Genomic DNA, 21,130 nt, shown 5'->3' on the forward strand with positions numbered 1-21,130 from the left:
CGACCGGCCGGACGGCTCGCTATCGCCCCGCCCTCACGCCTGCGTCCTCATGTCCCGCCTCATGCCCGGGCGCTCATGCCGGCTCGGCTTCGATCGCGGCAAGCCGGTTCGCCTGATCGTCGGCAACGAGCCCGTCGACGAGTTCGTCGAGCGCTTCGCCGGCCAGAACCTTGTCGAGCTTGTAGAGCGTCAGGTTGATGCGGTGGTCGGTCACCCGCCCCTGCGGGAAATTGTATGTACGAATGCGCTCCGAGCGGTCGCCCGTACCGACCTGGCTCTTGCGGGCCGAGGCGCGTTCGCTGTCGGCCTTCTCGCGTTCCATGTCATAAAGCCGCGCCTTCAGAACCTGCATGGCGCGCGCCCGGTTCTGGTGCTGCGACTTCTCCGACGAGGTCACGACGATGCCGGTCGGAAGATGCGTGATGCGCACCGCCGAATCGGTCGTGTTGACGTGCTGCCCGCCGGCGCCCGAGGCGCGCATCGTGTCGATGCGCAGATCTTCCTGGCGGATCTCGATATCGACGTCCTCCGCCTCCGGCAGGACGGCGACCGTCGCCGCCGAGGTATGGATGCGGCCGCCGCCTTCGGTCTCCGGCACGCGCTGCACCCGGTGCACGCCCGATTCGAATTTGAGCCGCGCATAGACGCTGCGCCCGGAGATGGAGGCGATCACTTCCTTGTAGCCGCCGACTTCGCCCTCCGAGACGGAGAGGATTTCGACCTTCCATTTCTTGAGGTCGGCATAGCGGCAATACATGCGGAAAAGGTCGCCGGCAAAAAGCGCCGCCTCGTCGCCGCCGGTGCCGGCTCTAACTTCCAGGATGGCGCTTTTGGAATCCGCCTCGTCGCGCGGCAGAAGCAGAACCCGGATCTCGTCGGCGAGCACGGCGATGCGCTTGCGCAGCGCATAGGCCTCTTCTTCGGCGAGTTCGCGCATCTCCGCATCGCTGTCGCGGTCGGCGGTCAGCGCCTCGGCGTCTTCGAGCTCCTGCTGGGCCGCAAGCAGCTCTTCGGCCTTGCCCGCCACCTCCTCGATCTCGGCAAGCTCGCGCGACAGGCGGATGAAGACCTCCGTCTCCGGCGCCTTGGTGAGTTCCGTGGTGATGGCGTTGCGGCGGGCGATGAGCCCGTCCAGTCGTTCTTTCGGTATCATCCGCTCTCTATAGCGAGAATTCGCTCACACGGGGATGCGTTCGATATTCGCCCAGGCCCGCAATTCGGTGCGGAGTTCCGAGGCGCTCACATCCCCGTCCAGCATGGCATTGAGCCGTTCGGCAAGGGGTTCGAGCCGCAATTCCAGGATCATCGCCTTGATCGGCCCGATCGACGACGGCGCCATCGACAGGGACCGATAGCCGAGCGCCAGAAGCGCCATGGCTTCGAGCGGCCGCCCGGCGATTTCGCCGCATACGGAGACCGGCTTGCCCATATCGCGCGCCCGATGCGCGACCTTGCGCAAGGGGCGCAGAAACGCCGGCGACAAGGCATCGAAACGGCCGGCAAGCCGCGTCGAGCCGCGGTCGGATGCCATCAGGAACTGAAACAGATCGTTGGAGCCGACCGACAGGAAATCGACTTTCGCCAGAAGCTCGTCGAGCTGCCACAGAAGCGACGGCACCTCCAGCATCGCCCCGAGCTCCACCTTGTCGGCGGTCGGATGGTCGTGGCGCCGCAAATGCGCCTCTTCGCTCCGAACGATCTGCGCGGCGCGTTCAAATTCCGACACCTCCGTCACCATCGGGAACATGAGGCGCAAAGTGCGTCCCGCCGCTGCCTTCAACAAAGCGCGGATCTGCGTCTTCAGAAGCGCCGGCCGGTCGAGGCCGAGCCGGATCGCGCGCCAGCCGAGCGCCGGATTTTCTTCCGGATGCGTGCGGATATAGGGCAGCACCTTGTCGCCACCGACATCGAGCGAGCGGAAGGTCACGGGCTTGTCGCCGGCCCCTTCCATCACGTCGCGATAAAACGCCTCCTGCTCGCCGAGCCGCGGAAACGACGAGGCGATCATGAACTGCAATTCGGTGCGGAAGAGCCCGATGCCCGACGCCCCCGATTCCATGAGATGCGGCAGATCCATCATCAGGCCGGCATTGATCATCAAGGAGACGTCGACGCCGTCCTTGGTCGAGGCCGGCGTGTCGCGCAGACGGCGGAACTGCTCCTGCCGCCGTGCCCGGAAGCGCACCTTGTCGATATAGGCGAGCTCGATATCGGCCGGCGGGCGCAGATGCACCTCGCCCGTCTCCCCGTCGACGATGACGGGATCGCCCGATTCGGCGAGCGCCACGACGTTTTCCACCTGGCCGACGGTGGCGATGCCGAGGGCCCGCGCCACGATCGCCACATGGTTCGTCGGCGCCCCGTCTTCGAGCACCAGGCCGCGCAGCTTGTCGCGGTCGTAATCGAGAAGTTCGGCCGCCCCCATATTGCGCGCGACGACCACCGCATCGGACGGCATCTGCGCGCTGCCCGGGCCGTGCGGGCGGCCCATCAGCGTGCGCAACAGCCGGTTGCCGAGATCGTCGAGATCATGCAGCCGGTCGCGCAGATAAGGATCGGCGCTGCGCGCGAGCCGCGCCCGCATATCGCTCTGCACCTTCTCCACCGCCGCTTCCGCGGTGAGGCCCGCCGCCACCGCCTCGCGCAGCCGCCGCACCCAGCCCTGATCCTGCGCGAACATCCGGTAGGCTTCGAGAATGTCGCGATGTTCGCCTTGGCCCGCCTCCACGCCGCGCGCCAGAAGATCGTCGACGGACAGCCTCAGGCTCCGCATCGCCTCGTCGAGGCGCACGAGCTCCTGATCGACATCTTCCGCAATGAGCTGCGTCACCACCACGCGCGGTTCGTGCAGAAGCACTTTTCCGAGCCCGATTCCCTCCGAAAACGCCGCGCCTTCCAGACGAAAGGGACGGTTGAGATCGAGGTCGGCGCCGGGCGTGGCGAGGTCTTCGATTTCGCCGGCGGCAAACATTTCGGCGAGCACCATGGCTGTCGTCTGCAGGGCTTCCACCTCCTCCTCGGTGTAGGAGCGGTGGGCGCGGTTCTGGACGACGAGTACGCCGAGAGTGCGGCCGGCGCGCAGCACCGGCACGCCGAGGAAGGAATTGTAGATCTCCTCCCCGGTCTCCGGCAGATAGGCGAAGGCCGGATGCTTCTGCGCATCGGGCAGATTGAGTGGCCGTGCCTCCGCCGCGATCAGGCCGACGAGGCCGCGGCCGACGCGCAAGGTGGCGCGGTGGACGGCCGAGGCCTTCAGACCTTCGGTGGCGAAGAGCTCGAGCGCCCCGTCGGCGCGCAGGATGTAGACGGAACAGACCTCCGTCACCATGTTGGCGGCGATCAGCCTGACGATCTTATCCAGACGATCTTGTGCGCCGATCGGCTCCGCCATGACTTCGCGGAGCCGCCTGAGCAGCACTCTCGGTCCGGCAAGCGTCTCTCGCATTGCGGGCAGACCCCCTCATCCCGTCGCCGTGCACAGTCTCTCACGGCCGCCCCGTCCCCCGTGGGCGCCGTATTCGACGTTAGCCCGTCAAGTCTTGTCCAGTTCGTATATTGAATGGAGGGTGCGTACGGCAAGTTCGGTATAGGCGGCGTCGATCAGGATGGAGATCTTGATCTCCGAGGTCGTGATCAACTGGATGTTGATGCCGCGCGCCGCGAGCGCCTTGAACGCCTCCGCCGCGACGCCCGCATGGCTGCGCATGCCGATGCCGATGACGGAGACTTTCGCAACGTCGCTCGACCCCGAGACCATCTCCATCGCCACGCCCGGCCGCATCCCCTCGATGAGGGCGAGCGCGCGCTCGAAATCGGTCGTGGTGACGGTGAAGGTGATGTCGGTGGTGCGCCCGTCCTCGGAAATGTTCTGCACGATCATGTCGACATTGATCGCCTGATCGGCGAGCGCGCCGAAAATGGTCGCGGCGACGCCGGGTCGGTCCTCGACGCGTCGGAGCGTGACCTTCGCCTCGTCCCTCGAATAGGCGATGCCGGTGACAAGCTGCTTTTCCACGATTTCGTCCTCGTCACAAATGAGCGTGCCTATGGGCAGATTGCCCTCGCCGACCTGCGGCGCTTCCGGGTCGTCGAAGGAGGAGCGCACGAAGGTTCTGACCCCGTGCACCATGGCGAGTTCGACGGACCTGACCTGCAGCACCTTGGCGCCGAGAGACGCCATTTCGAGCATTTCCTCAAACGCGATCTTCGGCAGGCGCCGGGCGCCCGATACGATTCGCGGATCCGTCGTATAGACGCCGTCGACGTCCGTATAGATGTCGCAGCGCTCCGCCCCGAGGGCCGCCGCGAGCGCCACCGCGCTCGTATCCGAGCCGCCGCGGCCGAGCGTGGCGATGCGGTTGTCGGGCGCGACGCCCTGAAAGCCCGCGACGACCGCCACCTGCTGGCGGCTCATGCGCTCGAGAAGCGTGCGGGAATCGATGTCGGCGATGCGCGCCACGCCGTGGGCGGCATCGGTGCGAAGCGGGATCTGCCAGCCGAGCCAGGAGCGCGCATCGACGCCGATCGATTGCAAGACGATGGCGAGAAGCCCGGCCGTCACCTGCTCGCCCGAAGCGACGACGGCATCGTATTCGCGCGCGTCGTGCATGAGGGAAGCTTCGCGGCACAATTTGACGAGCTTGTTCGTCTCGCCGGCCATCGCGGAAACGACGACGGCGACTTCGTGGCCGGCATCGACTTCACGTTTCACATGGCGCGCAACACGGCGGATGCGGTCGAGATCGGCGACAGAAGTGCCGCCGAATTTCATCACGAGGCGGGACATTTTCGGCTCGGCTAGGCCTGATGGAATTTGTGGGTACGACCCGCCAACAAAATGGCGCAAGGCCGCGGCCGGGCACCCCGGCGCGCCGCTTTTAGCCGGGAATGCGCCCGGGGGCAATCGGGGCGGGGCTTCTCCCTCTCCGCATCTCGAAGCTTGATCTGAATCAGCGCCGCCGCCGGCAGAGGGAGCATCATCGCAGGTTGCAGCAGCGAGCAGGGCGATGGCCGAAAATCCCGTCGAGATCGCACTTCTTTTGCGGCTTGCCGCAGCCCTTGCGATCGGCCTTCTGATCGGGCTTGAACGCGGTTGGGAGACCCGCCGCGCGGAGGGGCGCACCCGTGCCGCCGGCCTCAGAACCTTCGCCCTTTCCGGTCTCCTCGGCGGCGTATCGGCGGCCGTTGCGCTCCCGCTCGGCGGTTTCGTCTTCGCCGCCGCCTTCCTCGGCTATGCCGGGGCGCTCATTTCTTTCTCGATCCTGCAGGCAGAGGCGGAACACCGGTTCAGCATGACGACGGTCATCGCCGGCCTTCTCGCCTTTCTTCTCGGCGCGATGGCCGTCACGGGCGATGAACGCCTGGCGATCGCCGCCGCGGTCGCAGCCACGCTCATCCTGGCGCTGCGAGAGCCTTTGCACCGCTGGCTTGCGGGGCTCAGTTGGGAAGAGATCCGGGCCGTCCTCGTGCTTTGCGCCATGACCTTCCTGCTGCTGCCCTTCCTTCCCAATCGCACCATCGATCCCTGGAACGCGATCAACCCTCATGAGATCTGGCTGCTCGCCATCCTGATCGCCGTCATTTCGTTTGGGGGCTATGTGGCGGTGCGCCTCTTGGGAAGCCGTCTCGGCATCCTCGCCACAGGGCTCGCCGGCGGTCTCGCCTCCTCCACGGCAACCACCGTCACCTTATCGCGGATGGCGCGCGACGAGCCGGCCTCCGCCCATCTTCTCGCCGCAGGCATTCTCGTCTCCGGCATGGTCATGATGCTTCGCGTCGCCACGGTTGCGATCGCCCTCGCACCGGCCCTTGCAGCCGGTCTCGCGCCGCCCCTGGTGTCTGCCGCCTTCGGACTTGCACTCGGCGCCCTGGTTCTCGCCGGACGTCGCCATCGGGGCGTCGAGGCGCAGCTTGAGGTCGGCAATCCCCTCGCCCTCGGCGCCACGTTGAGGCTCGCCGGCCTTCTCGCCCTCATCATGCTCTCCGTCGGGCTGGTCTTGCGGAAAGCGGGCGAGACGGGCGTGCTCGCTGTCGCAGGCCTTTCGGGTCTCGCCGATGTCGACGCGGTGACGATTTCCATGGCGCGGCTGTCGCCAGGACCGCTCGGCGTGGCCACCGCGACCACCGCAATTCTCGTCGCCGTGTGCAGCAACACCCTGTCGAAGGCGGCGATTGCCGTCGCCATCGGCGGTTGCGGCGTCGGTATCCCTGTCGTCGCCGCAAGCCTGCTGGCGCTCGCCGGCCTCACGGCGATGGCCGCGTGGCTCGAGATCGCCTGAAAAGCGCGATCGCTCGCGCCCCTCGATTGTTGCCATGGAAAGCAGGTCGCAGCCGGGAAGGCTTGACTTCCGACCCGTTCGCCACCTCTTCTCCGCACGCGCCCAAGCGGAGGACATCATGCAGGCCGGCTCATCCACCATCGATCCCAAGGAAGTCGCCAAATTCGAGCAGAGCGCTCAGGATTGGTGGGGCGGCATCAAGAACAGCCCGCTGCATAAGCTCAATCCGGTGCGGCTCGATTATATCGTGCGCCATGTGTGCGAGCAGTTCGACCGCGACCCGCGTGCCCCGAAACCGTTTTCGGGGCTCGACATCGTCGATGTCGGCTGCGGCGGCGGGCTTCTCGCCGAACCGATGGCGCGTCTCGGCGCCAAGGTGACGGGCATCGATCCCTCCCCCGCCAACATCGAAGTGTCGACCGGCCACGCCGCCGAAAGCGGCCTCGTCATCGATTATCGCTGTGCGGCGGCGGAGGATCTCGCCGCCGAACGCGCTCTCTTCGATGTCGTCCTGTCGATGGAAGTGGTGGAGCACGTCACCGATGTGGAAGCCTATATCGCGGCCGCCGCAGCGCTCGTGAAGCCGGGCGGCCTCATGTTCCTCGCCACCTTGAACCGCACCATGAAATCCTTCGCGCTCGCCATCGTGGGCGTCGAATATGTGCTCGGCTGGCTGCCCCGCGGCACGCATGAGCACCATCGTTTCGTCAAGCCGCGCGAATTGGCCGACGCCTTGATGGCGGGAGGTCTCACGATCAAGGACGAGACCGGCGTCGTCTACAACCCGCTGACGGACAGAATGCGCCTGTCACGGGACATGGATGTGAACTATATGATGCTGGCAGAGCGGCCGGCACGCTGAGCGTCGACAGCCGCACGTTTGAGCCTTTTCTTTTCGAACCTGCCAGTCACGTGATCACCAGCGCCGAGATCTGGTCGTTTCTGACCGTCGTCATGATCGACGTCGTGCTTGCCGGCGACAATGCCGTCGTCGTCGGCATGGCGGCGGCGGCGCTGCCGGCGAAGCAGCGCACCAAAGTCATTGCGATCGGCATCGCCGCGGCGACCGTCATGCGCATCGCCTTTGCGCTCGTGGCCGTCGAACTTTTGGAGATCATCGGCCTGTTGCTGGCCGGCGGCATCCTGCTTCTCTGGGTGTCGTGGAAGCTGTGGCGGGAACTCGAGGCCGATCGCAGGGCCTGCCACGAGAGCGGGCATCACACCGCGTCCATCGAAAACCCGCAGCCCAAATCCATGGCTCAGGCGGTCTTTCAGATCATTCTGGCGGATCTGTCGATGTCGCTCGACAACGTTCTCGCCGTCGCCGGGGCCGCGCACCAGCACCCCTGGGTGCTCGCCTCGGGCCTCGTTTTGTCGGTCGCGCTGATGGGCGTCGCGGCAAGCCTCATTGCCGACCTCCTGCACAAGCAGCGCTGGATCGCTTACGTCGGCCTTCTGATCATCGTCTATGTGGCCGGCCACATGATCTGGGAAGGCGTCGAAGAGATCGCCACGGTCGTCGCCTGAGAGCCCGCCCCGGCGACCTGGCCGCTCACGCGGCCGCGCTCTTCAACACGGCGACGAAATGGATGGAGGCGGCCGCCACCACGAAGGCGTGCCAGATGGCGTTCTGGAACAGAAGCCGCTCCCAGACGTGAAAGATGACGCCCGCCGAATAGACGATGCCGCCGCCGATCACGAGCCAGACGACGGACGACGACAGCGCCTCCGTCAGCGGTCCGTAGGCGACGATGCCCGACCAGCCGAGGCCGAGATAGGCGACGAGCGCGACGCGGTCGAAACGGTGCGGCACGAAGAGTTTCCCGAAGACGCCCGCCGCTGCCACGCTCCACACGAAGGCGAGAAGCCACCAGGTTTCGCTCACCGCCATGAAGGGCGTGTAGGTGCCGGCGATCAGAAGGAAGATCGCCGAATGGTCGAGCCGCCTCAAGACGGCCTTCACGCTTCCCGCCGGCCACAGATTGTAGGCGGCCGAAATCCCGAGCGAGAGAACGAGCGTCCCGAGATAGACGCCCACCGCCGCCATTTCGCCGGCGGGCACGCGCCCGCTCAGGGCGAGCGGCACGGCGATCGCGGCCGCGATCGCCAGCGACAGGCCGAGCCCATGCACGATCCCGTCCGCCCACAATTCCGCCGGCGAATATTTGAACCGTGGTCCCGCCGCTCTGCGCATTCTGCCTCCTGTTCGCGACGCCGCCTGTCGCGATGGTTCGTCATCGTGGCTGATCATTGCGGCGCGTCATTCGCTTTCGAGAACCACTTAGCGGGCACGACTGCGGCAGCAAGGCGGCTGCCGAACACGCTTGCGTCAGCGACTGTTGCGCACCCGCCACAGACTGGAGCGGTTTCGCGCAACGTGCCGGAACCGCTTCTCCCGCCTTCAGGTTGTAGCGCCATCAATCTGAACGGAGACGATCATGCGATTTGCCAAAAACGCGACGCTCGCAGCGGCCGCTCTTGCAGCGCTCTCGACCACCGCCCTCGCCCAGAGCGCGGCAACCGCCACCACCGACCTCAACATCCGCTCGGGCCCCGGGCCGGAATATCCGATCGTCGGCTACATTCCGGGCGAGGACGAGGTCACCGTGAACGGCTGCCTCCAGGGCAGCAAATGGTGCACCGTCACCCATGAAGGCACGCAAGGCTGGGCTTATTCCGATTATCTGACGGCACCGATCAGCGGCGCGCCCGTCGTCATGACCGACCATTACGCCGATGCCGGCGTTCCCGTCACCACCTACGAGCCTTCGGGCGCCGAAACCGGCGGCACGGCGGGCGGCGCGACCGGCATGGTCGGGGGCGCCGTCGCCGGCGCCTTGATCGGCGGCCCGGTGGGTGCGGCGGCGGGCGCCGCGATCGGCGGGGCCGCTGGAACGGTCGGCGGCTCTGCGGCCGGCGCCATCATCGACCCGCCGGAGACCGTCACCACCTATGTGCAGACGAACCCGGTGCAGCCCGTCTATCTCGACGGCGAAGTCGTGGTCGGCGCCGGCGTGCCCGAAACCGTCACGCTGACGCCGATCCCGGATTACGACTACGAATACGCCTATGTGAACGGCCAGCCGGTCCTCGTCGAGCCGGGCAGCCACCGCATCGTCTACGTCGTCCGCTGATCCCGCATGAGAAGGCCCGGGACCCGGGTCTTCTCAACCCCACAGCGGGCCTCCCCCCGGCCCGCAAAGACCCAAACCGGAGACCCGCCCGCGTGGCGGGTCTTTCTGTGCGGCTCTCCTGAAATGCAGCCACCTGGCAAGATTGCACGATCTATGCCATATTGAATGGCATGTTTAGCGGACGTTTTGCCCGCGAAAACGCAGGAGCCTCAGATGACCTCGCAACCGGCAGCGAGCCTTCCGTCCAGGCGCCCGGCGCCGGGCACGCCCTTAGAGGGTGCCGGTCTCGTGGCGGCTTTTGTCGACGAAAAGGGCGGCATCGCCCTCGACGGCGTCGCGGAGCATTTCGGCATGTCGAAAACGCAGCTCGCCGAAACCATCGGCGTCAAGCGCGATACGCTCTACCGCACCTCCCGTCTCACGGCGCCGAAGACGCAGGCACGAGCCTTGGAAATGCTGGAAATTCTGGGCCGTATCGCCGGCTGGGCAGGCGGCGAGAGACAGGCCATGGCCTGGTACCGCGCCGAGCCGATCCCGGCCTTCGGCGACCGCACCGCGGAAGCTCTGGTGAAAGACGGCAAGGCCGCAGCCGTGCGCGATTATCTCGACCATATCGCGCTCGGCGGCTTCGCCTGAGCCACCTCACGCGGAGGAAACGATGCGCTGGCAGGGGATCGCCTACCGCGCCCATGATCCGCGCTTTGCCTTCGCGCCGACATGCGGCGAAGGCGCCGCCGCCAAAGGCGGCCGCTTCAATCCGGTCGGCACCCCGGCGCTCTATCTCGCGCTTACCCTGGAGGGCATGTTCGTCGAGATGGGCCACGGTTTCGGCCATCGCCTCGAGCCGCTGACGGTCTGCTCTTACGACATCGACGTCGACGATCTCGTCGATCTGCGCGACGAGCCATCGCGGGGCTAGGCCGGCGTGACATTGTCCGAGATGGCCTCGCCTTGGGCACTCGATCGGGCGGAAGGCCGCATTCCCGCCTCCTGGCGTCTGTCGCGCCGTCTCGTCGATGAAGGTGCCGCCGGCATTCTCGCCCCGTCCTTCGCACGCGGCGCACGGTCCGACATGGCCAATCTGGTCTTGTGGCGCTGGGGCCCGGACCTGCCGCACAAAGTGACCGTCCACGACCCGTCCGGCCGCCTCCCGAAAGACATCTCGTCCTGGAGTGCCGACGAGAGCTGAGGCTGCCACTCGCTGGCCACCCCCGCCCCGCGGACTGACTCACGCCCCCCGAACGAACCTAAGACGCGCGCTTCATCGCCTCGTCGGCGCAATGCAGGCCTTCCACCTCAATCGTCGCATGATCGATGTCGAAGCGCTCGGCGATTCGCGCCTTGATCGCCCGCACGGTGATATCGGTCGCCACCCCGTCGGCCAGCCGCGCATGCAGTGTCACCATCGGCCGCTCCTCGCTGATCGCCCAGGCATGCACGTGATGCACGTTGAGGACGCCTTCGACCGATTGCGGCAGATCGCGCTCGATCTCCCGGACATCGACGCCCGCCGGCGCGCCTTCGAGCAGGATATGCCCCGCCTGGCTCGTCACATACCAGGCGCTGCGCAGGATCAGGAGGCAGACGAGAAGCGACAGAAGCGGGTCGATCGGCATCCATCCCGTCATCAGGATGACAATCGCGGCGATGATCGCGGCGACGGAGCCCAACAGATCCCCGAGCACATGCAGGATGGCGCCGCGCATGTTGAGGTTCTGCTCCTCCGAGCTGTGCAGCACGAAGAAGACGGCAATGTTGATGATGAGGCCGAGGACGGCGATCACCAGCATCGGCGTGCCCATCACCTCGACCGGCGCATTGAAGCGCCGCACCGCCTCCACGATGATCCACACGCAGATGGCGAGAAGCGCGATGCCGTTGACGAAGGCGATCAGAACCTGAAAGCGGTCGAAGCCATAAGTGCGCTTCCAATCCGCCGGGCGCCGCGCGATGCGAAAGGCGAACCAGGCGAGCGACAAAGACGCGAAATCGGTGAGCATGTGGCCGGCATCGGCGAGAAGGGCGAGCGAGCCGGAGAGAAAACCGCCGATCGCCTCGGCGAGCATGAACGAGCCGGTGAGCGCGGCGGCGATCGCCATGCGCTTTTCGTTGCCGCCCGCCCCGTGCGCATGCGCATGGCCGTGAGCATGGGAATGCCCGTGCGCGTGATCATGGCCATGATGATGATCGTGATGTCCGCCGATGGGAGCCTCCCGTGCCAATCCCCGCCGGTTTAGAAAACTCGACGGAAAAGGTCTAGATTGCTTTCACGCGGGACGGGCGCGGCCTAGTTGAAATCTTCCGGCAGGACCGGCAGCGGCTGAAATTCGATGCCCTCGTCCTTGAGCTCTTTGATCTCTTCGCGGCTCGCCTCGCCATAGATGCCGCGCGGATCGCTTTCCTTGTAATGGATACGGCGCGCCTCTTCGGCGAAGCGGTTGCCGACGTAATCGGCATGCGCCTGAACATATTTGCGCACCTCGCGCATGGCCTCCAGAAGCGGCGCCGGCACGGTGGTCGCCACCTGCTGCCCCTTGCCGCCGCCGGCCGCGACAGGCGCATCCGCCGCACCCTGCTCGGGGGCAACGGCGTGCACCGGCTCGCGCTCGCGCCCGCCCGCGATCGCCGGCGCCATCAAGGCGCGTTCGACGGACGCCGAGCCGCAATGCGGACAGGAGAGAAGCCCGGCCTCCTGCTGCTCTTCGAAGGCCTTCGAACTTGCAAACCAGGCGTCGAAGCCGTGGCCCTCGTCACAACGCAAATCGTAATGGATCATGATGCCGACCTCATCGGCGGCGCGACGGATGGCGCAAGAGATGGCCCGACTGAGGGCTGCGTGAAATTACGCTCGTTGGCGAGCGAGGGAATGCGGCCTCTGGCCTCTGCCGATTGCGCCGTGTCGATGTCGGCGAGGATCACCTCTTCGCCGTCCCCGCCCGCCTCAGACAGAACCTCGCCCCAGGGCGAGACGATGATGGAATGCCCGAAAGTTTCCCGGCCGTCGCGATGGGTCCCCGCCTGGGCGGCGGAGATCATGAAGGCGCCGTTCTCGATCGCCCGCGCGCGTTGCAGAACGTGCCAATGCGCCTCGCCGGTCTTGCGGGTGAAGGCGGCCGGCGCCGTCAACACGTCCGCCCCCGCCTTGGCGAGCGCCCGGTAGAGCTGCGGAAAACGCACGTCGTAGCAGATCGAGACGCCGAGCGTGGCGAAGGCGAGCGGCACGAGCACCGCCTCGCCGCCCGCCGTATAGGTCGCCGATTCCCGCCAGCTCTCACCGCCCGGCAGATCGACATCGAAGAGATGGATCTTGTCGTAGCGTGCGAGGATGGCACCGTCCGGCCCGACCACGAAGCCGCGGTTGGCGATCTTCCCATCCTGGCTTTTCAGGGCGAGCGAGCCGACATGAAAGACGATGCCGAGCTCAGAGGCGAGCGCCCGGCAGGCGGCAAGCGTCGGATCGTCCGCTTCCGTCGTGATCGCCGCAAACAGCTTCTCGCGGTCGCGCTCGATGATGTTGCTCATCTCAGGCGTCTGCACGTAATCCGCCCCCGCCTCGGCGGCGCGGCGCGCCAGCCGCTCGATCGTGGCGATGTTCTCGGAAACGACATTCGTGGCATTGAGCTGCAGACAGGCTGCCTTGAAACTCACGACCCGGCCTCCTCGCCCGAAAGCATGGGCTCCAGCCGCCCCTGCCGGTCGAGCGCGTAAAGATCATCGCAGCCGCCGACATGCCGGCTGCCGATGAAGATCTGCGGAAACGTCTGGCGTTTCGAGCGGGCCATCATCTCGGCCCGCTTGTCGGGCTCGAAGGTGGCGTCGATCTCTTCGTAATCCGCGCCCTTCTCCTCAAGCAGGCGGATCGCCGAGCTGCAGAAGCCGCAAAACTGCCGGGTATAGATGGTGACTTTGGCCATGAATGCTCCAAGCGTTGCCCCAGATATAGCCTCACGGAAAACTTCCGCAACAGAACCATCGGCTTAACGCCGCGCACCAGGACCTGAGCCTCACCCGAGCGGGACGACGCCGGCGCGCGCGAAGGTGACGACGTCGACCTCCTGCGCCCCCGCCTTGAGAAGCGCCTTCGTTGCCGCCTTCACCGTCGCGCCTGAGGTGTAGACATCGTCGACGAGAAGAATGCGGTGGCCGGCGACGACGCCTCTTTGCGCATCACGCACCTTGAAGGCGCCGCGCAGATTGGCCTGCCGCTCCTTTTGCGACAGACCGACCTGCTGCCGCGTGCGCCGGCTGCGGATGAGCGCCCGCGGCACAAAACAAAGACCGAGTTCATCGGCGATGCCCTTGGCGAGCACGGCCGATTGATTGAAACGCCGCTGCCACAGACGCGAGCGGTGGAGCGGCACCGGCACCACGAGCGTGCCCTCGCGGGCGAGGCCTCTTGCAGGCCGCAAAGTCAGCGCGATGAGCGTGCGGGCGACGGCCGCCTGATCGTAATATTTGAACTGATGCACGAGATTGCGCGCCGTCTCGTCGAAGAGGACGGCCGAACGCGCCCGCGAAAACGGCGGCGGATCGGCAATCGCCTGCGCCGACAAAATCCCGTCTCCGAGATCGGCGGCGAAGGGAATGCCGAGCACCGGGCAGAACGGCTCTTCGATGAAGCGCAGCTTCGCCCAGCATTGCGGGCACAAGAGATCATGCGCGCCGACGGCCCGCCGGCAGACCGGGCAGAGCGGCGGCAGAAGCAGGTCCGCGACCTGTCTCGCCCCCGCTTTGACGATGTCGCGGAGACCGCTCCTGGCGCGGACCGGCTCCGATCCCGCCGCACGAAGAGACATGTCCCGTCGCATTGCGCTTCACCATCGCGCGTCTTGCGCTAGAACCCGAGCATGACCGCTCCCCCGATCCTCGACAAGCATCTCCTTCGCCGCCGCGAAGAGCGCGCCGCCCCCGCACCGGAGGGCATCGATTTCCTGATGCAACGGGCGATCGACGAAGTCGCCGTGCGCCTTGCCATGGTGGAGCGCCGTTTCGAACGGGCGGTCGCCGCCTTCGGCCGGGGCCCTGCGCTTGCAGAGGCCCTTCTGGCGAGCGGCAAGGTGGATCAAATCCTGTCCCTGGAGCAGAGCCTTGCCGCGGCCAGATTGCACCCCGGCCAGGTCGCCGTCACCGACGACGAGGCGCTGCCGCTGGCGCCCGAAAGCGTCAATCTCTTCGCCTCCGTCCTCAGCCTTCACAACGCCAACGATCTGCCGGGCGCCCTCATTCAGATCCGCCGCGCGTTGCAGCCCGACGGTCTCTGCCTCGCCGTCTTTCCGGGCGGCGGGACGCTCGCCGAACTGCGCCACGCCTTCATGCACGCGGAAGCCGAGATGATGGGCGGCGTCAGCCCCCGCGTCATGCCTTTTGCCGATATCCGGGATGTCGGCGCGCTCCTGCAGCGGGCGGGCTTTGCCCTGCCGGTCGTCGACCGCGAAGTGGTGACCGTGCGCTATCGCGAGCCCTTGACGCTGATGGCGGAGCTGAAGGCGATGGGCGCCTCCAATGTGCTGTCTGAACGCGCCCGCAAACCGGTGACGCGGGCGCTCATCGCCCGTGCGGCGGAAGCCTACCGCGAACTCTACGGCGATGGAGAAGGACGGGTGCCGGCGACGTTCGAGCTTTACGCCGTGTCCGGCTGGGCGCCGCATGAAAGCCAGCAGAAGCCTGCGAAACGCGGTTCGGCGCAGGTGAGTCTTGCCCATCTTCTGGAAGAGAAGAACCGGGAATGAGCGGCCGAGACTGAATGGGTGGGGAATGGGTGGGCCGGAGTGGGTCGGCCGAGAGACGCGTTCTAGCCCCAGCCCATCTCGGCGAAATGCTCCGCGATTCCGTCGTAAAGGGCCGTCAGCGCGGGAATGAAGACGCTGAAGCCCGCCAGGAGGGCAATGGTAACCAGCGAGCCGATGAGGGCGTATTCGATCGCGGTCGCGCCGGATTCGTCACGACGGAGCGAGGTCCAAGCCAAAGCGAGTTCGCGCAGGCGCGATCTCAGCATGTCGATCACAACAGATCGAGCAGATGGGAAATCAGCGGTTCGTCAGCTGGCGGCATGGCAAACTCTCTCATCTTTTGCGGCCGGACCCAGCGCAGTTCCTGTCCTTCGAGAGCCTGCGCCACGCCAGACCAGCGTCGGCAGACGTAGAGTGGCATCAGCAGATGAAGATTTGGATAAGCATGGCTGGCGAACGTCAGCGGCGCCAGACAGGCTTCCTGCACGTCGATCCCGAGTTCTTCGCGCAATTCCCGGATGAGAGCAGCTTCGGGACTTTCGCTTGCCTCGACCTTGCCGCCGGGAAACTCCCACATGCCGCCGAACTCCTTATGGTCCGGGCGGCGGGCCAGAAGCACGCGCCCGTCGGGATCGACAAGCGCCACGGCGACGACGAGGAGAAGCTTCATCGCGGCCTCGTTCAGCTGCGATAATCGCCGTTGATGGCGACGTATTCCTTGGTGAGGTCGCAGGTCCAGACGGTCGCCTGGCCAGTTCCGAGACCGAGATCGACCTTCACCGCAAGTTCGTCCCCCGTCATATAGGCGGAGGCCGCCTCTTCCGAGTAATCCGGGTCGCGCGCACCGTCGACGGCGACGCGATGCGGACCGAACCAGATGGCGAGCCGGTCGCGGTCGGCGGGCTCGCCCGCCTTGCCGACGGCCATCACCACCCGCCCCCAATTGGCGTCCTCGCCGGCAACGGCCGTCTTCACCAGGGGCGAATTGGCGATCGAAAGCGCGATCGTCTTCGCCGACGCATCGGTTTCGGCGCCCGTCACGGCGACTTCGAGGAATTTGCGCGCGCCTTCCCCGTCCTTCACCACCTGGAAGGCGAGCTCGCGACAGACCTCGGTCAAAGCCTCCATGAAACTCTGAAAATCGCCACTTCCCGGCACGATCTCCGCACCGGCGGTGCCGGTCGCAAAGGCGAGCAGCGTGTCGGACGTGGAGGTATCGCTGTCGACGGTGATCGCGTTGAAGCTCGTCTTCACGGCCTCCGACAATGCGGTCTGCAAGGCCATCGGCGAAATCTTCGCATCGGTGAAAACGAAGGCGAGCATCGTCGCCATGTCCGGCGCGATCATGCCGGCGCCCTTGGCGATGCCCTGCACGTTCACCGTCCGGCCCCCGATCGTCACCTCTTTGTGGGCGAGCTTCGGAAACGTGTCGGTGGTCATGATCGCTTCCGCCGCCTCGCGGAAACGATCGCCGCGCGCCTCTTGAGCGAGCGGGCCGAGATGCCGCCGGAACGGCTCCGGATCGAGCGGCTCGCCGATCACGCCGGTCGAGGCGAGAAAGATGTCTTCCGGCGCGCAGCCGAGCGCGTCGGCGGCCGCCTCTGCGCTCGCCTTCGTCGCGGCCGCGCCCTTGGCGCCGGTAAAAGCGTTGGCATTGCCGGAATTGACCACGAGCCCCGCGGCACGTCCGCGCGGAAGCTGCGCCCGGCACCAATCGACCGGCGCAGACGGGCATTTCGACCGCGTGAAGACACCGGCGACCGTCGCCGGCGGATCGAAGGCGATCAGAAGGAGGTCGGTGCGGCCCTTGTAGCGGATGCCGGCCGCAACCGTCGCAAGCCGAACTCCCTCAAGTTGCGGCAGCTCCGCGAATTCGCGGGGCGCCAGCGGCGAAACGCTTGCGCTCATTCTTACTGGTTCTGCCCCGCATCGGAATCGGAAGGAGCCCCGTCTTCGCCAGCCCCCTCATCGGAAGCGCCCTCTTCGGCCGCGCCTTCATCGGACCCGGCTTCGGCATCCGCCGCAGGCTCGGAGTTCGCCTTGTTGTAGACTTCGATGGTGGTGTCGTCGCGCAGCTTCGTCATCACCTCGTTGAACTTCTGCCGCACCAGAACGCCGCGCAGCTGTTCCTTGATGTCGTCAAGCGGCGGCGGGCTCGACATGCGCTTGTCTTCGAGCTTGATCACGTGCCAGCCGAATTCCGACTTCACCGGCTCCTTGCTGTATTCGCCGGGCTCCAGCTCGAACACGGCCTTGTCGAATTCCGGCACCATGCGGCCTTTCGGGAAATAGCCGAGATCGCCACCCTGCGGGCCGCTCGGACCGGTCGACTTTTCCTTGGCGAGCTCGGCGAAATCCTTGCCGGCATCGAGCTCTTTGATGATCTCTTCGGCTTCTTCCTTGGTCGTCACGAGGATGTGGCGGGCATGCACCTCTTCCTCGGGTTTGAAGCCGGAAATCTGCTTGTCGTACTCGGCCTTCACCTCGTCGTCGGTGACGGCGTTGACGATCTCCTTCTCCACATACTCGTTCCTGAGCGCGCGGGTCTTCAGGAATTCCAGGCGCTGGTCGAAATCCGGGGTCTTGTCGAGGCCCTTCTCGCGTGCCGCCTCCGCCAGGAGCTCCATGTCGACGAGGACGTCGACGAGAACGGCGCGCCGGCGCGGGCCGGGCACGCGGTCGAGTTCGTCGGAGAAATCGTTCGCCGCTTCCGACAGATCCTTTTCGGTGATGATCGTGTCGCCGACGCGGGCGACGGCATCGGGTGACGGCGCCTCCTGCGCCTGGGCTGACGCCATGAAGGCACCGGTCGCGATGACGAGAGCGGCGAGGGCGCCGCTCGCGCCGCCGATCTTGCACGACGTGTTCCGGATGGTCATGATAGGTCCTCGATCGACATCGGCGCGATGTCTGCGCAAGCGCCGCAGATTGACATGATTCACCTGCGTTCTTATCTCTCCCCCGGCCCGCCGTCCAGAAGCGGGGGCGCCGGCTCGACGGCTTTCAACGCTGATCCCCGCGCCACTTCAGAAGCGATGAGCGGCCTCACGACACGCCGACATCGGTAATTTGCCGACGAAGAGGATGTATTTATGCTGGGCTTGGGCAGTTTGGGCCGCAAGGTCTTTGGCACCCCGTCGGACCGCCGCGTCAAAAAGTATCGTCCCCTCGTCGATCAGATCAATGCGCTCGAGGACGAGACGGCAAGGCTGAGCGACGAAGAGCTCGCCGGCCGCACGCTGGAATTTCGCCAGCAGCTCGAAAACGGCGCCAAAGTCGACGATCTCCTGGTGCCGGCCTTCGCCACCGTGCGCGAAGCGGCCAAACGCGTTCTCGGCCAGCGCCCCTTCGACGTGCAGCTCATCGGCGGCATGGTTTTGAACGAAGGCGCCATCTCCGAAATGAAGACGGGTGAAGGCAAGACGCTCGTCGCCACCTTGCCGGTCTATTTGAACGCGCTCACCGGCAAGGGCGTCCACGTCGTCACCGTCAACGATTATCTGGCGAGCCGCGACGCGGACTGGATGGGCCGCATCTATCGCTTCCTCGGCCTGTCCGTCGGCGTCATCGTCCACGGCCTGTCGCAGGACGAGCGCCGCCGCGCCTACCGTGCCGACGTCACCTACGGCACCAACAACGAATTCGGCTTCGACTATCTGCGCGACAATATGGAATACGACCTCGGCGCCATGGTGCAGCGCGGGCACCATTACGCCATCGTCGACGAGGTGGATTCCATCCTGATCGACGAGGCGCGCACGCCGCTCATCATTTCCGGTCCGGTGGAAGACAAGTCGGAGCTCTATCAGGCGATCGACGCCATCATCCCGCAGCTGAAGCGGGAAGATTACGAGATCGACGAGAAGGTCCGCTCCGCCACGCTCACCGAAGACGGCACCGAACATGCCGAGCGTCTCCTGGAGGCCGCCGGGCTTCTGAAGGGCGACAACCTCTATGACGTGGAAAACGTCGCCGTCGTCCATCACCTCAACAACGCCTTGAAGGCGCACAAGATCTTCCAGCGCGACAAGGATTACATCGTCAAGAACGGCCAGGTCGTCATCATCGACGAATTCACCGGCCGCATGATGGAAGGCCGGCGCTATTCGGAAGGCCTGCACCAGGCGCTCGAGGCCAAGGAACACGTCAAGATCCAGCCGGAGAACCAGACGCTCGCCTCCATCACCTTCCAGAATTATTTCCGCCTCTACGAAAAGCTCGCCGGCATGACCGGCACGGCGATGACGGAAGCCGACGAGTTCATGGACATCTACGGCCTCGACGTCGTCGAGGTGCCGACCAATGTCCCGGTCGCCCGCATCGACGAGGACGACCAGGTCTTCCGCACGGTGGAAGAAAAATACGCCGCGATCATCGAGACGATCAAAGATTGCCGCGAGCGCGGTCAGCCTGTTCTCGTCGGCACCACCTCGATCGAAAAGTCGGAGCTTCTGGCGGAGCGCCTCAAGAAAGGCGGCATCAAGGACTTCAACATCCTGAACGCGCGCCATCACGAGCAGGAAGCCATCATCATCTCCCAGGCCGGCAAGCCCGGCGCCATCACCATCGCCACCAACATGGCCGGCCGCGGCACCGACATTCAGCTCGGCGGCAATGTCGACATGCGCCTCGCCGCAGAGCTCGGCGAGATGGAGGAAGGGCCCGAGCGCGACGCCAAGACCCAGGCGATCAAGGCCGATCTGGAGCGTCTGAAGCGCGAGGCGCTCGATGCCGGCGGCCTGATGGTGCTCGCCACCGAGCGCCACGAAAGCCGGCGCATCGACAATCAGCTCCGTGGCCGTTCCGGCCGTCAGGGCGACCCCGGCCGTTCGCAATTCTATCTGTCCCTGCAGGACGATCTGATGCGCATCTTCGGCTCCGACCGCATGGACGGGATGCTGACGAAGCTCGGCCTCAAAGAGGGCGAGGCGATCGTCCATCCCTGGATCAACAAGGCCTTGGAGCGGGCGCAGAGCAAGGTCGAGGCGCACAACTTCGACATCCGCAAGAACCTGCTCAAATACGACGACGTCATGAACGACCAGCGCAAGGTCGTGTTCGAGCAGCGCATCGATCTGATGCGCCAGCAGGAGACGGCGGAGACCGTCCGCGACATGCGCCACGAGACGATCGACGAGATCGTCTCCAAGCACATCCCCGAGCGCGCCTATGCCGAGCAATGGGATGTGGAGGGCCTGAAGGCGGAAGTCGCACAGATCCTCGCCCTCGATCTGCCGATCGACGAATGGGCGGCGGAGGAAGGCATCGCCGATGCGGAGATGCGCGAGCGCATCGAAAAGGCCGCCGACGAGCTGATGGCCCGCAAGGCGAGCCGTTTCGGCCCCGAGCTCATGCGCATGGTGGAAAAGCAGATCCTCCTGCGCACGCTCGACCAGCTATGGCGGGAACACTTGGCGCAGCTCGATCAGCTCCGCTCGGTCATCGGCTTCCGCGGCTACGGCCAGCGCGACCCGCTGAACGAGTACAAGACCGAAGGCTTCGAGCTCTTCCAGGCGATGCTCTCCGAGCTTCGCCGTGCCGTCACCGCACAGCTCATGCATGTCGAGCTCGCCGAGCGCGAGCCGCTTGAAGAGACGCTGCGCCCGCCGGAAGGCATCGCCCATCATGTCGATGCGACCACCGGCGAGGACGAATTCGCCATGGCCGATGGCGGCGGTTCGGAGCGGGCCGGCGCCGGCGCGCTTCCCGTCGGCGCGGGTGCGGTCGCCGCAAGCAGCGCCTATGCCGGCGGCGAAGGCGCAGGCGCGGCCACGATCGACCCGAACGACCCCTCCACCTGGGGCAAGGTCGGGCGCAACTCGCCCTGCCCATGCGGCTCCGGCAAGAAGTTCAAGCACTGCCACGGCGCGCTCGTTTAAAGAGCCCGGCCCTACAACCAGCGCTCTAGCCGGCCCCCACCTGGCCGGCTAGAATTGTTTTGAGCAACAGCCCAGGATGACATCACCGCTCGTGCCACAGGCGCGAGCGG

20 protein-coding genes and 1 pseudogene are annotated in these 21,130 nt (G+C 65.9%); 8 read left to right on the forward strand and 13 right to left on the reverse strand.

Annotated features, from left to right (window positions below; all coding sequences use genetic code 11):
• Nucleotides 1-73 precede the first annotated feature (73 nt).
• From prfA to L0F51_RS10740, 3 genes are all read right to left on the reverse strand, one after another.
• The gene (prfA, locus tag L0F51_RS10730) at nucleotides 74-1,153 is read right to left on the reverse strand and encodes a peptide chain release factor 1 (RefSeq protein ID WP_234629128.1); all 1,080 of its coding nucleotides are present in this window, start codon (nucleotides 1,151-1,153) and stop codon (nucleotides 74-76) included.
• Between the two features lie 24 nt (nucleotides 1,154-1,177).
• Nucleotides 1,178-3,445 carry a phosphoenolpyruvate--protein phosphotransferase gene (gene ptsP / locus L0F51_RS10735; RefSeq protein ID WP_234629129.1) on the reverse strand — a complete coding sequence of 756 codons (2,268 nt, stop codon included), beginning with the start codon at nucleotides 3,443-3,445 and terminating at the stop codon, nucleotides 1,178-1,180.
• 87 nt (nucleotides 3,446-3,532) lie between these two features.
• Nucleotides 3,533-4,786 (reverse strand): aspartate kinase, encoded by a 1,254-nt coding sequence (locus L0F51_RS10740; protein ID WP_234629130.1) that lies wholly within the window; start codon nucleotides 4,784-4,786, stop codon nucleotides 3,533-3,535.
• A 220-nt stretch (nucleotides 4,787-5,006) separates the two neighbouring features.
• On the opposite strand from L0F51_RS10740, the gene L0F51_RS10745 reads away from it, so the two are divergent.
• The 3 genes from L0F51_RS10745 to L0F51_RS10755 all read left to right on the forward strand — a co-directional run bounded on the left by L0F51_RS10745 (nucleotide 5,007) and on the right by L0F51_RS10755 (nucleotide 7,805).
• Nucleotides 5,007-6,278: a DUF4010 domain-containing protein gene (locus L0F51_RS10745; protein WP_234629131.1), complete on the forward strand. Its 1,272-nt coding sequence runs from the start codon at nucleotides 5,007-5,009 to the stop codon at nucleotides 6,276-6,278.
• A gap of 115 nt (nucleotides 6,279-6,393) precedes the next feature.
• Nucleotides 6,394-7,140: a bifunctional 2-polyprenyl-6-hydroxyphenol methylase/3-demethylubiquinol 3-O-methyltransferase UbiG gene (ubiG, locus tag L0F51_RS10750; protein ID WP_234629406.1), complete on the forward strand. Its 747-nt coding sequence runs from the start codon at nucleotides 6,394-6,396 to the stop codon at nucleotides 7,138-7,140.
• Between the two features lie 92 nt (nucleotides 7,141-7,232).
• Nucleotides 7,233-7,805 (forward strand): YjbE family putative metal transport protein, encoded by a 573-nt coding sequence (locus L0F51_RS10755; RefSeq protein WP_234629407.1) that lies wholly within the window; start codon nucleotides 7,233-7,235, stop codon nucleotides 7,803-7,805.
• A 25-nt stretch (nucleotides 7,806-7,830) separates the two neighbouring features.
• Here L0F51_RS10755 and L0F51_RS10760 read toward each other — a convergent pair whose 3' ends face one another.
• Nucleotides 7,831-8,472: a hemolysin III family protein gene (locus L0F51_RS10760; RefSeq protein ID WP_234629132.1), complete on the reverse strand. Its 642-nt coding sequence runs from the start codon at nucleotides 8,470-8,472 to the stop codon at nucleotides 7,831-7,833.
• Between the two features lie 244 nt (nucleotides 8,473-8,716).
• On the opposite strand from L0F51_RS10760, the gene L0F51_RS10765 reads away from it, so the two are divergent.
• From L0F51_RS10765 to L0F51_RS10775, 3 genes and pseudogenes are all read left to right on the forward strand, one after another.
• Nucleotides 8,717-9,412 carry a DUF1236 domain-containing protein gene (locus L0F51_RS10765; protein WP_234629133.1) on the forward strand — a complete coding sequence of 232 codons (696 nt, stop codon included), beginning with the start codon at nucleotides 8,717-8,719 and terminating at the stop codon, nucleotides 9,410-9,412.
• A gap of 213 nt (nucleotides 9,413-9,625) precedes the next feature.
• On the forward strand, nucleotides 9,626-10,048 hold the full coding sequence (locus tag L0F51_RS10770) for an antitoxin Xre/MbcA/ParS toxin-binding domain-containing protein (protein WP_234629134.1): 423 nt from the start codon (nucleotides 9,626-9,628) through the stop codon (nucleotides 10,046-10,048).
• A gap of 22 nt (nucleotides 10,049-10,070) precedes the next feature.
• Nucleotides 10,071-10,601, forward strand: a pseudogene (locus tag L0F51_RS10775) (RES family NAD+ phosphorylase).
• 58 nt (nucleotides 10,602-10,659) lie between these two features.
• Here the strand turns inward: L0F51_RS10775 and L0F51_RS10780 are convergent.
• The 5 genes from L0F51_RS10780 to L0F51_RS10800 form a co-directional block, all read right to left on the reverse strand.
• Complete coding sequence (locus tag L0F51_RS10780) at nucleotides 10,660-11,511, reverse strand: cation diffusion facilitator family transporter (RefSeq protein WP_234629135.1); 852 nt, start codon at nucleotides 11,509-11,511, stop codon at nucleotides 10,660-10,662.
• 188 nt (nucleotides 11,512-11,699) lie between these two features.
• Nucleotides 11,700-12,188, reverse strand: coding sequence for a DUF1178 family protein (locus tag L0F51_RS10785; RefSeq protein ID WP_234629136.1), 489 nt, complete (start codon nucleotides 12,186-12,188; stop codon nucleotides 11,700-11,702).
• Nucleotides 12,185-13,060 carry a carbon-nitrogen hydrolase family protein gene (locus tag L0F51_RS10790; protein ID WP_370642350.1) on the reverse strand — a complete coding sequence of 292 codons (876 nt, stop codon included), beginning with the start codon at nucleotides 13,058-13,060 and terminating at the stop codon, nucleotides 12,185-12,187. Before L0F51_RS10790 ends, L0F51_RS10785 begins: the two co-directional genes overlap by 4 nt.
• Entirely contained in the window at nucleotides 13,057-13,326 is a 270-nt protein-coding gene (grxC, locus tag L0F51_RS10795; protein ID WP_234629137.1) for a glutaredoxin 3, read from the reverse strand. The genes L0F51_RS10790 and grxC overlap by 4 nt, the downstream gene beginning before the upstream one ends.
• 90 nt (nucleotides 13,327-13,416) lie before the next feature.
• Nucleotides 13,417-14,208, reverse strand: coding sequence for a ComF family protein (locus tag L0F51_RS10800; protein ID WP_234629138.1), 792 nt, complete (start codon nucleotides 14,206-14,208; stop codon nucleotides 13,417-13,419).
• Nucleotides 14,209-14,259: 51 nt separating this feature from the next.
• Here L0F51_RS10800 and L0F51_RS10805 point away from each other — a divergent pair, with 51 nt between their 5' ends.
• Nucleotides 14,260-15,141 carry a methyltransferase domain-containing protein gene (locus tag L0F51_RS10805; RefSeq protein ID WP_234629139.1) on the forward strand — a complete coding sequence of 294 codons (882 nt, stop codon included), beginning with the start codon at nucleotides 14,260-14,262 and terminating at the stop codon, nucleotides 15,139-15,141.
• A 62-nt stretch (nucleotides 15,142-15,203) separates the two neighbouring features.
• On the opposite strand, the gene L0F51_RS10810 is transcribed toward L0F51_RS10805, so the two are convergent.
• Genes L0F51_RS10810 through L0F51_RS10825 form a run of 4 tightly spaced genes read right to left on the reverse strand, consistent with a single transcriptional unit; the run spans nucleotide 15,204 to nucleotide 18,020 of the window.
• Nucleotides 15,204-15,407, reverse strand: coding sequence for a Flp family type IVb pilin (locus L0F51_RS10810; protein ID WP_234629140.1), 204 nt, complete (start codon nucleotides 15,405-15,407; stop codon nucleotides 15,204-15,206).
• Nucleotides 15,408-15,412: 5 nt separating this feature from the next.
• On the reverse strand, nucleotides 15,413-15,811 hold the full coding sequence (gene mutT, locus L0F51_RS10815) for an 8-oxo-dGTP diphosphatase MutT (RefSeq protein WP_128290911.1): 399 nt from the start codon (nucleotides 15,809-15,811) through the stop codon (nucleotides 15,413-15,415).
• Between the two features lie 11 nt (nucleotides 15,812-15,822).
• Nucleotides 15,823-17,049 carry a bifunctional glutamate N-acetyltransferase/amino-acid acetyltransferase ArgJ gene (gene argJ / locus L0F51_RS10820; RefSeq protein ID WP_234629141.1) on the reverse strand — a complete coding sequence of 409 codons (1,227 nt, stop codon included), beginning with the start codon at nucleotides 17,047-17,049 and terminating at the stop codon, nucleotides 15,823-15,825.
• Nucleotides 17,050-17,051: 2 nt separating this feature from the next.
• Nucleotides 17,052-18,020, reverse strand: a complete 969-nt coding sequence (locus L0F51_RS10825) for a peptidylprolyl isomerase (RefSeq protein WP_234629142.1) — start codon at nucleotides 18,018-18,020, stop codon at nucleotides 17,052-17,054.
• A gap of 213 nt (nucleotides 18,021-18,233) precedes the next feature.
• Here L0F51_RS10825 and secA point away from each other — a divergent pair, with 213 nt between their 5' ends.
• Nucleotides 18,234-21,020 (forward strand): preprotein translocase subunit SecA, encoded by a 2,787-nt coding sequence (secA, locus tag L0F51_RS10830; protein ID WP_234629143.1) that lies wholly within the window; start codon nucleotides 18,234-18,236, stop codon nucleotides 21,018-21,020.
• Nucleotides 21,021-21,130: the final 110 nt, after the last annotated feature.

It is taken from the genome of Afifella sp. H1R (genome assembly GCF_021462425.1).
Taxonomy (GTDB): domain Bacteria; phylum Pseudomonadota; class Alphaproteobacteria; order Rhizobiales; family Afifellaceae; genus Afifella; species Afifella aestuarii.

Bases quoted from the DNA above. Each gene is read 5' to 3' on its own strand.
- L0F51_RS10740 (WP_234629130.1), bottom strand. From the start codon at position 4,786: ATGTCCCGCCTCGTGATGAAATTCGGCGGCACTTCTGTCGCCGATCTC.
- L0F51_RS10825 (WP_234629142.1), bottom strand. From the start codon at position 18,020: ATGACCATCCGGAACACGTCGTGCAAGATCGGCGGCGCGAGCGGCGCC.
- argJ (WP_234629141.1), bottom strand. From the start codon at position 17,049: ATGAGCGCAAGCGTTTCGCCGCTGGCGCCCCGCGAATTCGCGGAGCTG.
- prfA (WP_234629128.1), bottom strand. From the start codon at position 1,153: ATGATACCGAAAGAACGACTGGACGGGCTCATCGCCCGCCGCAACGCC.
- L0F51_RS10755 (WP_234629407.1), top strand. From the start codon at position 7,233: ATGATCGACGTCGTGCTTGCCGGCGACAATGCCGTCGTCGTCGGCATG.
- L0F51_RS10780 (WP_234629135.1), bottom strand. From the start codon at position 11,511: ATGGCGATCGCCGCCGCGCTCACCGGCTCGTTCATGCTCGCCGAGGCG.
- L0F51_RS10770 (WP_234629134.1), top strand. From the start codon at position 9,626: ATGACCTCGCAACCGGCAGCGAGCCTTCCGTCCAGGCGCCCGGCGCCG.
- L0F51_RS10805 (WP_234629139.1), top strand. From the start codon at position 14,260: ATGACCGCTCCCCCGATCCTCGACAAGCATCTCCTTCGCCGCCGCGAA.
- L0F51_RS10765 (WP_234629133.1), top strand. From the start codon at position 8,717: ATGCGATTTGCCAAAAACGCGACGCTCGCAGCGGCCGCTCTTGCAGCG.
- L0F51_RS10745 (WP_234629131.1), top strand. From the start codon at position 5,007: ATGGCCGAAAATCCCGTCGAGATCGCACTTCTTTTGCGGCTTGCCGCA.
- L0F51_RS10760 (WP_234629132.1), bottom strand. From the start codon at position 8,472: ATGCGCAGAGCGGCGGGACCACGGTTCAAATATTCGCCGGCGGAATTG.
- L0F51_RS10810 (WP_234629140.1), bottom strand. From the start codon at position 15,407: ATGCTGAGATCGCGCCTGCGCGAACTCGCTTTGGCTTGGACCTCGCTC.
- L0F51_RS10785 (WP_234629136.1), bottom strand. From the start codon at position 12,188: ATGATCCATTACGATTTGCGTTGTGACGAGGGCCACGGCTTCGACGCC.
- ptsP (WP_234629129.1), bottom strand. From the start codon at position 3,445: ATGCGAGAGACGCTTGCCGGACCGAGAGTGCTGCTCAGGCGGCTCCGC.
- mutT (WP_128290911.1), bottom strand. From the start codon at position 15,811: ATGAAGCTTCTCCTCGTCGTCGCCGTGGCGCTTGTCGATCCCGACGGG.
- grxC (WP_234629137.1), bottom strand. From the start codon at position 13,326: ATGGCCAAAGTCACCATCTATACCCGGCAGTTTTGCGGCTTCTGCAGC.
- secA (WP_234629143.1), top strand. From the start codon at position 18,234: ATGCTGGGCTTGGGCAGTTTGGGCCGCAAGGTCTTTGGCACCCCGTCG.
- L0F51_RS10800 (WP_234629138.1), bottom strand. From the start codon at position 14,208: ATGTCTCTTCGTGCGGCGGGATCGGAGCCGGTCCGCGCCAGGAGCGGT.